The organism is Pseudomonas sp. YeP6b, from assembly GCF_025642995.1.
In the GTDB taxonomy this organism is placed as follows: domain Bacteria; phylum Pseudomonadota; class Gammaproteobacteria; order Pseudomonadales; family Pseudomonadaceae; genus Aquipseudomonas.
In genome coordinates this window covers 526935-538027 of the sequence record NZ_CP080090.1, presented here as the reverse complement: position 1 = coordinate 538027, position 11093 = coordinate 526935, and the positions used below count along the sequence as shown (strand labels likewise).

General features: G+C 60.6%; 9 protein-coding genes. 5 read left to right on the top strand and 4 right to left on the bottom strand.

Annotated features, from left to right (window positions below; genetic code table 11):
- Positions 1-12 precede the first annotated feature (12 nt).
- Positions 13-957 carry a LysR family transcriptional regulator gene (locus KZH41_RS02380; protein WP_094951113.1) on the top strand — a complete coding sequence of 315 codons (945 nt, stop codon included), beginning with the start codon at positions 13-15 and terminating at the stop codon, positions 955-957.
- A 136-nt stretch (positions 958-1093) separates the two neighbouring features.
- The gene (locus KZH41_RS02375) at positions 1094-2701 is read left to right on the top strand and encodes an alkaline phosphatase family protein (RefSeq protein ID WP_263274313.1); all 1608 of its coding nucleotides are present in this window, start codon (positions 1094-1096) and stop codon (positions 2699-2701) included.
- A 136-nt stretch (positions 2702-2837) separates the two neighbouring features.
- On the opposite strand, the gene KZH41_RS02370 is transcribed toward KZH41_RS02375, so the two are convergent.
- Complete coding sequence (locus KZH41_RS02370) at positions 2838-3743, bottom strand: TauD/TfdA dioxygenase family protein (RefSeq protein ID WP_242153871.1); 906 nt, start codon at positions 3741-3743, stop codon at positions 2838-2840.
- Positions 3744-3924: 181 nt separating this feature from the next.
- Here KZH41_RS02370 and KZH41_RS02365 point away from each other — a divergent pair, with 181 nt between their 5' ends.
- Positions 3925-4845, top strand: a complete 921-nt coding sequence (locus tag KZH41_RS02365) for a LysR family transcriptional regulator (protein WP_094951110.1) — start codon at positions 3925-3927, stop codon at positions 4843-4845.
- Between the two features lie 104 nt (positions 4846-4949).
- Here the strand turns inward: KZH41_RS02365 and KZH41_RS02360 are convergent, their stop codons facing one another.
- A complete protein-coding gene (locus KZH41_RS02360) occupies positions 4950-5951 on the bottom strand; it encodes an ABC transporter substrate-binding protein (protein ID WP_263274312.1) in 1002 nt (333 codons plus the stop codon).
- Between the two features lie 288 nt (positions 5952-6239).
- Between KZH41_RS02360 and KZH41_RS02355 the strand changes: the two genes are divergently transcribed.
- Both KZH41_RS02355 and KZH41_RS02350 read left to right on the top strand, forming a co-directional pair.
- The gene (locus tag KZH41_RS02355) at positions 6240-7838 is read left to right on the top strand and encodes an ABC transporter permease (protein WP_263274311.1); all 1599 of its coding nucleotides are present in this window, start codon (positions 6240-6242) and stop codon (positions 7836-7838) included.
- The gene (locus KZH41_RS02350) at positions 7835-8650 is read left to right on the top strand and encodes an ABC transporter ATP-binding protein (RefSeq protein ID WP_094951107.1); all 816 of its coding nucleotides are present in this window, start codon (positions 7835-7837) and stop codon (positions 8648-8650) included. Before KZH41_RS02355 ends, KZH41_RS02350 begins: the two co-directional genes overlap by 4 nt.
- Positions 8651-8833: 183 nt before the next feature.
- On the opposite strand, the gene gorA is transcribed toward KZH41_RS02350, so the two are convergent.
- Together gorA and KZH41_RS02340 are read right to left on the bottom strand one after the other, a co-directional pair.
- Entirely contained in the window at positions 8834-10192 is a 1359-nt protein-coding gene (gorA, locus tag KZH41_RS02345; RefSeq protein WP_242153861.1) for a glutathione-disulfide reductase, read from the bottom strand.
- A gap of 83 nt (positions 10193-10275) precedes the next feature.
- Positions 10276-10968 (bottom strand): cytochrome P460 family protein, encoded by a 693-nt coding sequence (locus KZH41_RS02340; RefSeq protein WP_263274310.1) that lies wholly within the window; start codon positions 10966-10968, stop codon positions 10276-10278.
- Positions 10969-11093: the final 125 nt, after the last annotated feature.

Below are 11093 nucleotides of genomic sequence, written 5' to 3'. Positions count from 1 at the left end.
TTGATGTGAAAAATGCATATCGATTTGCGCCAGCTTCGCCACTTCATCGCCCTCGCTGAACAACGCAGTTTTGTCGCGGCTGCGTTGGCCGTGAACCTCTCGCAATCGGCGTTCAGTCGCAGTATCCAGGCGCTGGAACACAGTGCCGGTTGCCTGTTGGTGGACCGCGGCCGCAAGGACCTCGCGCCAACCAAACAAGGCCAGGTATTGCTGGAACATGCGCGGCGGCTGGTCAGCGGCGCCCAACAACTGGCCAACGAGATCAGCCAGTTCAATGGCCTGGAAGCCGGTGAGCTGCGCTTCGGTTGCGGCCCGGCCCCGGCGGGCGGGTTGATCCCACGTGCCATCGGCAGTTTTATCGGGCGTTACCCCAAGGCCCGCGTGCAGTTCCAGGTGGATGACTGGCAAAACCTGAGCAAACGCCTGCTCAGCGAAGAGTTCGAATTCTTCGTCGCCGACACCCGCCACTTCGAAGCCAACCCGGACTATCACACCTACCGCCTGCGCGCGCGGCGTTGGTATTTCTGCTGCCGCGCCGGGCACCCGTTAGCGGCGCGCGACAGCGTAAGCGCCGCCGAGCTGATGAGTTATCCGCTGGCCGTGACCATCCGCCCACCGAACTTGCGCAAGGTCATCGTCGACCTCAGCGGCCGACCGGATTACCTACCCAATGTGGAATGCGAAAACGGCTACAGCCTGATGGGGGTGGTGCTTCGCTCGGACGCCATCGGCATCGTCAGCGCCAACAGCGATGTGCTGCACATGGCCCGGGGCGAGTTGGTGTGTTTGAAGATTGATGGGCTGGCTGAAGACTTGGAGGAGCGTTACACCCGCTATGGCATCGTCAGTCGCGCGGGGTATCGGTTGTCGCCGTTGGCGCAGGCGATGATTGAGCAGATCAAGCAGATGGATGAGTTGGATGAGGAGGTGTGTGCGCTGGAAAATGTCGCTGTCTGAAAGGGCGCTATCGCAGGCAAGCCAGCGCCCCCATTTGAAATGCATTCATTGCATATAACCCAGTCCTCAAATGCACTTGCCAGTGCCCCATCCGAACAGCGAAAACCGTCATCTTTCTTCTGTTCGGTGAAGCCCCATGTCTCAACCAAAACCCGTGCGCAATGTGCTCTACATCATGTGCGACCAACTGCGTCGCGATTACCTGTCGTGCTACGGCCACGCGCATTTGCACACGCCCAATATCGACCGCCTGGCCGCGGCCGGCGTGCGCTTCAGCCGCGCCTATACCCAAGGCACCATTTGCGGGCCATCGCGGATGTCGGCGTACACCGGGCGCTATGTCAGCAGCCATCAGGTGGCGTGGAACGCGGTGCCGCTGCCGCTGGAAGAGCTGACGATTGGCGACTACTTGCGCCCCCATGGCATCCGCACTGCGCTGGTGGGCAAGACCCACGCCACGCCGAATCTGGAGGCCTTGCAGCGCCTGAATATCGACCCCGACAGCGAGCAGGCCGAGCCGCTGAATGAGGTCGGCTTCGACGCCTATTTCCGTCACGACGGCATCTACCCCGACGGCCCGCTGTTCGATGACAAACGCGAGTCCGCGCCCTACATCCATTACCTGCGCGCCCAAGGCTACGACGGCACCAACCCGTGGCATGAATGGGCCAATGCCGCCGAGGGCGAAGGCGGTGAAGTACTCAGCGGCTGGCACATGCGCAATGCCGGGCTGCCCGCACGGGTGGCCGAGGAGCATTCGGAAACCGTCTACACCACCGATCGCGCCATCGACTTTATCCGCGAGCAGGCCGAGCAGCCGTGGTGCCTGCACCTGTCCTACATCAAGCCGCACTGGCCCTATATCGCCCCGGCGCCGTACCACGCGTTGTATGGCGCCGAGCATATCCAGGCGCCGATTCAGCCCCAGCACACGAGCGATCACCCGGTGTACCAGGCATTTCGTCAGCATCAGGAGAGCCTGAACTTCTCCCGTGATGAGGTACGGCTCACGGTGATTCCGACCTACATGGGCCTGATCAAACAGATCGACGATCAACTCGGGCGGCTGTTCGACTTTCTGCAAAGCAACGGCCGTTGGGACGACACGTTGATCGTGTTCACCAGCGACCACGGCGACTTCCTCGGCGATCATTTCCTCGGTGAAAAAGAATTTTTGCTGGAGCCTGCGGTGGGTGTCCCGCTGATCGTTCGCGACCCGCGCGCCAGTGCCGACATCAGCCGTGGCTCGGTGGACGAACGCCTGGTGGAAACCATCGACGCCCTGCCCACCTTCCTCGACGCCCTGGGCCTGCCCAACGCCGACCATCGCCTCGAAGGCCGCTCGCTGATCCCACTGCTGCACGGCGCGCCCCTCACCTGGCGCACCTACGCCATCGCCGAATACGACTACGCCTTCCAGGCCCCGGCCCGCGAGCGCCTGGCGCAGCCCATCGACCGTTGCCGCATGACCATGGTGCGCAGCGAGCGCTGGAAATACCTGGCGTATGACGGGTTTCGTCCACAGCTGTTTGACTTGGAAAATGATCCACAGGAGTTGCACGACTTGGGCGCCGATCCGGCCTATGCGGCGGTGCGCGAGACGCACTTGGGGTATTTGTTCGAATGGCTGCGCGGGTTGAAACGGCGCACCACCATCAGCCACGCGGAGATTGATCAGCGTGGCCAATGGTTTCGGTATGGCGAGCCGGAGGCAGAGAAGGTCGTACAGATAGGCGTCTGGTAAAACCACACAAAACTAATGTGGGAGCTGGCTTGCCTGCGATGCTTTCACCTCGGTGTATCAGTTACACCCAGGTGATGCTATCGCAGGCAAGCCAGCGCCCACACAAACCTGCTCCCACATTTGGAACTGTGTTCGCTTAGAGACCTTTGGTGGTCTGGCTACGCTGCCCTTGCACACCCACCGGCACATCGCCCTTGAGCGTCACCCGGCGCACGATGCGTTCCTGGGTGCCGTAGTCGTCCACTGCGTAATGCTGGGTGGCGCGGTTGTCCCAGATCGCCACGTCGCCGGTGTTCCAGCGCCAGCGCACGGTGTTTTCCAGGCGGGTGACGTGGCTTTGCAGCAGGTTGAACAGCTGCGTCGAGTCCGCCTGGGAGTAGCCTTTGAGGCGCTTGACGAAGTGCCCCAGCAGCAAGGTTTTTTCACCGCTGACCGGGTGCACGCGCACCACCGGGTGTTCGGTTTCGTACACCGTAGAGGTGAAGACCTTGCGGTATTCCTCAAGCTTTTCTACCGACACATCCGGCTTGCGCCCGGCGTAGTCGTATTCGTTGCTGTGCACCGCCCATAGGTTGTCGGCGAGTGCGCGCAGCTCCACGCTGAGGTCGTTGTAGGCGCTGGCGGTGTTGGCCCACACCGTGTCGCCACCGGCCTTGGGCGCCAGCACCGAACGCAGGATCGAGGCTTTCGGGTAGGCGTCGACGAAGGTCACGTCGGTGTGCCAGGAATTGGCGCGCTGGCCGCGCGTGCCGTCCAGTTCCAGCAGGAACCGCGTACCGTCACGCACCGGAACCGTCGGGTGGGCAATCGGCTCACCCAGCAAGTGGGCGAAGGCTTCCTGGCTCTGATCATCGAGGTGGGTCTGCTCGCGGAAGAAGATCACCTTGTACTGCACCAGCGCATGCTGGATGGCTGCGACGGTGGCGGCGTCCAGGTCACCGGACAGTTTGATGCCACGGATCTCGGCGCCGATGCGGCCGGCGACCGGGTGGATGTCGAGTGCCTGGGCGACGGGTTGAACAGCTAATGCGGCGTTGCTCATTGTGATGACCCTCTTGTGCCTGCTGATGGTGGGATGCTTTCCAACAACGCTCTATTCATATGCAATTTAGATCTAGCAATTAAACAAATGCTTCGTTGACGGAATACGAGCTTGCATTTAAAACCTCAGCTCCCACGGTCGCAAATGCCTTCGACCTATTTTTCAAATGCCGGGAAAGCATATGGATCTTCGCCAACTTCGGTACTTCATCGCCCTCAACGAACACCGCAGTTTCGTGCGTGCGGCGGACGCCATGGGCATCACCCAACCGGCGTTCAGCCGCAGCATTCAGGGGCTGGAACAGGAGTTCGGCTGCGTGCTGGTAGACCGCGGCAACAAGGATTTGCGCCCCACGCCCGAAGGCCAAGTGGTGCTGCAACACGCCCTGAGCCTGGTGCACGGGGCCGCCTTGCTGAGCAGCGAAGTCACGCGTATGACCAAGCTCGACGCCGGCGACCTGCGCTTCGGCACCGGCCCGGCGCCGGCGGTGAAACTGGTGCCGGATGCGGTGGCGCGCTTTATCGGCGCGCACCCGAAAATCCGCACCAGTTTCCAGGTGGATAACTGGGAAAAACTCAGCCGTGCCTTAAGCCGTGAAGAGATCGAATTTTTTATCGCCGACATCCGCCAGTTCGAGTCGGACCCAAACTTCCAGACCCGCGCACTGACGCCCAAGCGCGGGGTGTTTTTCTGCCGCCCAGGGCACCCGCTATTGGCCAAGGACAGCCTGTCGACCAACGACATGTTCGACTACCCGCTGGCCTCACCGCTGATCTCCCAGGGCATTCGCAAATTACTGGCGAACCTGAGCGGGCGCATGGATTTTTCGCCAAGCATTCAGACCGAACATTTCCCTGCATTGGTGAAAATCGTGCTGCAGTCCAACGCCATCGGCGTGGGCACTGAGGAAGCGTTTGCCGAGGACATCGCAAGGGGCTCACTGGTACTGCTGCACTGGCGCAACCTGCCGCAGAACATGGAGACCATGAGCGCGCGGTGTGGGATTGTCAGCCGCACGGGGTCGCGGTTGTCACCGGCGGCGAAAGCGATGATTGAGACGTTGGTGGAGGTCGACAGGCAAGAGGTGAGTGTGGCGGTTTGAGGGCCTCATCGCAGACAAGCCAGCTCCCAAACTTTGAATGTAGGCACCGTTCAAAGGTGGGAGCTGGCTTGCCTGCGATAGCAATAGCCCATACACCACCCGACTCAGAGCCCCGCCGCAGCCAAGTTTGGCGCCACCCAATCACTCACCTGAAACGACTTGCGAATCAGCCGCTCTTTGGACGCCAGATCCACCGCGTCCTGCAATTTGCCGAGGAACACCGGGTCCAGGGTCGAGGGGAAAATCTCGCTGAGTTTCTGGTCTTTCAAATCATTGGCCAGGATGACCGGCGGGTAACTGGCCCGCCCCGACACCAGGTCAATGTAGGCCTGCTTGTTGCTGTCATCCGTCAGCCACTGCACCGCTTGCTGCTGGGCCTTGAGCAACTTGGCCACAACCTCCGGGTGTTCATCGACAAACTTGGCACTGCCCACCAGCACTGCCTGCACGCTGCCGGCGCCGCCGATGTCTTTGGTGGTCAGCGGGATCTCGGCCAGGCCCTTGGCTTGCAGCCCAGTGAGGCCGGAACCGCCCCAGGTAGCGTCAATCTGCTTGGCGGCCAGGGCGGCAATGGCTGCGCTGAAATCCAGGTTGATGACTTTGAGGTCCTTCTCACTCAGGCCCTGGCTGGCCAGCGCGGTGTCAAACGACAACTGGCTCGCCGTGCCACGGAACACCGCCACGCGCTTGCCCTTGAGGTCTTGCAAGGTCTTGATGCCAGAACCCGGCACCACGCCAAGGTAGTGCTTCACACCGCGCGCCGAGGCACTGAGCAGGCGAGTGTCCAGGCCATTGGAGCGGCCGATGATCGCCGCCAGATCGCCCAGGTAAGCCAGGTCCACCTGACCGTTGGCGAAAGCCTCATTGATCACGGGGCCTGCGCCCTTGAAGTAATTCCACTGGATCTTGATGCCCTGGTCGGCAAAGGCTTTTTCAAAGATCTGCTGACTTTGCAGCACGTCGGTCACTCCGCCGCCGCTGTGCTGGCTGCCCGCGCTGAGGTCGGGCACGGCAATGCGAATTTCCTTGAGGTCGGCAGCGTGCACCAGCCCGGCCAGGGCGGTGCCCGCGAACAGGCTGATCAGACGTTTGAAGGGCAGTTTCATAAGCGCAGCTCCTGGTGGGCGACGGTCGCCTGGGGAGCAGAAAGTAGGCACAGGCTGATCAAAACTTTAAATACTATAAATTCACAATTTAATAGCTTTTAGGACTATGCGAGCTAAAACGCAGGCTCCAGAGGGATATGCATAAACAGCATCGAAAATATTCTTCGAATGCATTGGATGCGTGCCGGGCGGAGGCTTTAAATGATTTTTCTTATCCCTCAATCATCTTGATTGCGTTTTTATAAGATCGAAATCACATAACGCCCTCGGCGACAACGGAGGTCCTCCATGGCCCGAATTTCACTTCTGAGCCTACCTCTTGCGGCCCCCAGCCATGGCGCCGTAGCGCGCTGGCCGAAGCTGAACGAACGCCTGCTGCCATGGCTGCTACCACTGGGGCTGTTTGCGTTGTGGTGGCTGGCAAGCCGCAATCACTGGATGAGCGAGCAAATTCTGCCGCCTCCTTCGCTGGTGTGGAGCAGTGCGGTGGAACTGGCCGGCGGCGAGCTGTGGAGCCACTTGGCGATGAGCTTGCAGCGTTTGTTCTGGGGGCTGTTGGCGGGTGTGAGCGCCGGTGCGTTATTGGGCGCGCTGTTGGGTTTCAGCGCGCGGGCCGAGCGCTTGGTATTCCCGACGTTCAGCGCACTGTCGCAAGTGCCGACCCTGGCCTGGATCCCGCTGTTCATGGTGTTTTTCGGCATCGGCGAAACCCTGAAACTGGTGGTGCTGGTGAAGGCAATCGTGGTGCCCGTCACCCTGCATACCTTGGTCGGCGTGCGCGACGCCCAGCCCAACCTGCGTGAAGCCGCGCGCGTGCTGCGCCTGCCCACGCACCTGTTGATCCGCCGCCTGATCCTGCCCGCTGCGCTGCCGGCGTTCATGGCCGGTGTACGCCTGGCGCTGGCGGCCGGCTGGACGTCGCTGCTGGCGGTGGAGTTGCTGGCGTCGAGTGAAGGCATCGGCTACCTGATGGTCTGGGCGCGCCAGCTGTTCATGCTCGACATCGTCTTCGTGTGCATCGTGGTCATCGGCGTGTTAGGCGTGGTGATGGATCGCGGCATCGGCGGGCTGGATCGCAAGTGGGTGCACTGGCCGCACCCGGCCACCGCGCAGATTCGGCGCGGGCCGCGCTATGAAGGTTGGCAGCGCCTGCAACCGTGGCTGTTGCCGCTGCTATTGCTGACGCTGTGGCAGGTGGCGACGCAACAGGGTTGGGTTGACCCGAATATTCTGATCAGCCCATGGTCGGTGCTGCACACCGCAGCCGCCGGCGTGTTGGATGGCAGCTTGTCCGGCGCCTTGGGCAAAAGCCTGGGGCGCACGCTGGGCGGCTTGATCCTGGGTGGCGGCTTGGGCTTTGCCATGGGGTTGTGGCTGGGGCTGTCGCGGCGCAGTGAGCGGGTACTTGGCCCGACCTTGGCCGCGCTGCGCCAGATCGCGATTTTCGCTTGGGTGCCGTTGCTCACCGCGTGGTTCGGCCTGGGTGAATTGGCCAAGTCGGTGTTTATCGCACTGGCGGCGTTTTTCCCGCTGTTTATCGCCACGCAACGCAGCGTGCTCAACCTCTCGCCGCAGCTGCGTGAAGCGGCGCAAGTACTGCGCCTGAGCCTGTTCCAACGCCTGCGCCGCCTAGTGTTGCCGGGCGCGGCGGCGGGAATTTTCGCCGGCCTGCGCCTGAGCCTGATCTACGCCTGGCTGGGCACCATTGGCGCGGAATATTTCATGCCGTCCAACGGCGGCATCGGCAGCCTGATGATCGGCGCCCAACAGCTGCTGCGCATGGACGTGATCATGAGCGGCATGCTGCTGGTCGGCCTCACCGGCGCCACCCTCAATTTTATCGGCCAACGCATCGAAACCCGCGCCACCCGCTGGAGACACGCATGAACGCACCTATCGTCAGCTTCAACCATGTGGGCAAGTCCTTCGACGTCGACGGCTTCGAGTTGGAAGCCATTCGTGAATTCAACCTGGAGATTGCCGAAGGCGAATTCGTCGCGATTGTCGGCTCCAGCGGTTGCGGCAAATCCACCCTGCTGCGCCTGTTGGTAGGGCTCGACACGCAGTTTCGCGGCGAGATTCAGGTCGACGGCAAAGCCGTGAGCGGCATCGGCGGCGAGCGCGGCATCGTGTTCCAGGAGCACCGCCTGTTTCCCTGGCTGACCGTGGCGCAAAACATCGGCCTAGGGCTGGTCAACGAGCCGCTGAGCGAGGCCGAGCGCAACCGGCGCATCAGTGATTTTATCGAGCTGGTCGGCCTTACCGATTTCACCCGCGCCTACCCTCACCAACTGTCCGGCGGCATGGCGCAACGCGTGGCGATTGCCCGGGGCCTGGTGGCCAGCCCGCGCATTTTGCTGCTGGATGAGCCCTTCGGCGCCCTCGATGCGCTGACCCGCCAGCAGATGCAGGACGAGCTATTGGCGATCCGCGCGCGCGCCAAGATCACCACGGTGTTGGTGACCCACGATGTGGAGGAGGCGATTTTCCTCGCCGACCGCGTGGTGGTGATGGAGCCCCGGCCCGGGCGCATCAAGCAAGTCGTCGATATCGCCCTGCCTCACCCGCGCCAGCGCAGCAGTTTCGAGTTCCACCAACTGCGCGAAGAACTGCTGCATGAACTGATCAGCGATGACCACTACCAGCCGCCCGTGCGCGAACAGATTCGTGACCTGCCGCTGGCTTTTATTGCTTGCTGAAAGAGAACTGCCTTTTCGTTGTTGTAGAGGCCTAAAGGACTCAATTCGCGAACGCGACAGTGACCACGGCGCACTAAACTTACTGTCGCTTTCGGGGCCTGGTCAAATGCCTAAGCCAGTATCGAGGCATTGCGACTGGCGGGCGTTTTTGCACAGGCGCCAGAGGCAACTGCCGACAATTGATCAGCCTGACAAGGGCGTACGCAGGGTGACAAACTCTTCCGCCGCTGTTGGGTGCACTCCGATAGTTTCATCGAAATGCTGCTTGGTCGCGCCCGCCTTGAGCGCGATAGCCAGTCCCTGGATGACTTCACCCGCATCCGGACCCACCATGTGGCAACCGAGGACCTTGTTAGTGTCTGCATCGACCACCAGCTTCATCAGTGTGAGCTCCTGGCACTGAGTCAACCTCAGTTTCATCGGCTGGAAGCGGCTTTCGAAAATCTGCACCGTATGGCCGTCAGCCTTGGCCTGCTCTTCGCTCAAGCCAACGGTGCCTATGTTCGGCAGGCTGAACACTGCCGTCGGGATCATCGTGTAATCCACTGGACGATAATGCTCAGGCTTGAACAGGCGACGAGCCAACGCCGTGCCTTCCGCCAGCGCTACTGGCGTCAATTGCACACGCCCGATCACATCGCCAATGGCCAGGATCGACGGCTCGGCCGTCTGGTACAGGTCGTCCACTTCAACGAAGCCACGCTCGTCCAGTTTGACGCCGGTGTTTTCCAACCCCAGGTTATCGAGCATCGGGCGTCGACCCGTGGCGTAAAATACACAATCGGCTTCCAGCACGCGGCCGTCTTTCAACGTAGCCCTGAGGCTACCGTCGGCCTGTTTGTCGATGCGTTCGATATCAGCATTGAACTGCAAGTCCATCCCACGTTTGGTCAGCTCCTCCTGCAAATGCCTGCGCACCGCGCCGTCAAAACCGCGCAGAAACAGATCGCCGCGATACAGCAGCGTCGTGTGTGCGCCAAGGCCATGGAAAATCCCGGCAAACTCCACCGCGATATAACCCCCGCCCACCACCAGTACGCGCTTGGGCAACGTGTTGAGAAAGAAGGCTTCATTGGAGCCGATTGCATGCTCATGCCCCGGAATGTCCGGGATCTGCGGCCAGCCACCGGTGGCGATCAAAATGTGTTTGGCAGTGAAGCGCTCACCGTTGATCTCGACTTGATGAGGGGAAACCAGGCGCGCATGCCCTTCATGCAGGGTCACGCCGCTGTTGACCAACAGGTTGCGATAAATGCCATTGAGGCGATTGATCTCGCGGTCTTTGTTGGCAATCAAGGTTGCCCAATCAAAGTTTGCCTCTCCCAGGGACCAGCCAAAACCACTAGCCTGCTCGAAGTCTTCTGCAAAGTGAGCGCCGTAGACCAATAACTTCTTCGGTACGCAGCCGACGTTGACACACGTCCCGCCCAGGTAGCGGCTTTCAGCCACAGCCACCTTGGCACCAAAGCCTGCGGAAAAACGCGCAGCCCTGACACCGCCAGAACCGGCACCCACTACATAAAGATCAAAATCGTAGGCCATCTCACCCTCCTCGGCAGGCTAGCTGCAGACTCATTTACATAGCAAAAATTGCTGCGCTGTTAGACGACCAATCTTGGCCGTGACTACTCGGCGAAAGCGGCTTCTAGATTAAGTTTTGCCGCACCGCCTTCCCGTTGAAAGCCAGGCTGGTTCAACTTTACGGACCACACGTAGTCGTGTTTGGGACCCACGTTGTCGATGTGGCATTGGGCGCACTGGGCACGCGCTCGCGCTGGAGAAAATTGTTCATAGGGTGGCGCCTGATGCCCAAAACTGAAGTACGACCAACCGCCTGGCTCGTCGGGATAGCGTTTGCTGTCCTTGAGCATTAGGCTGAGCCCTGTTTGCCCGTGGGCAAAAATGACCTTACTGCTACCGAGGTTGCAAAGATAAGCTGGCGGACCATCGCAGTTCTTCGGATCAATACTCGTGATACTGAACTCCTTGACCATCAGAGAGCCTTCCGGCCATTTCCCTGTTTTCATGAAGGCGCGATAGGCATTTGGCTCAACATAGACGCTATGGAATTCGGGCGTCTTCGTTACGGTGCTGTCCAGGGGAGTTACAGTGATAGATTCCCACGCGGCATAGGCGTGCACCCACGAGCGGTAGCCTTTCGGGAGGGCCGCCTCACCGTCTTCGTTAAACACGAGCTTCACAGCTGGGAGAGGCTGTCCGACATCGTTGGATTGCTTCTCAAAGGTTCCAGCCAGGGCATAGGTCCCCGCCAAGGCTACCGCCGCCATCATCAGCCCATAGGGCACTACTCGAGCCATACATCCTCCTAGAAACGCTGCCGGTGAGAACGTTCTCACTGCATCGTTCGTTTTCCTTCAAGGTAGAAATAATCGAAGTACTTGATCTTGAGTTCCGTTCTAATCGCTGGTCCACCTGTTGCTGT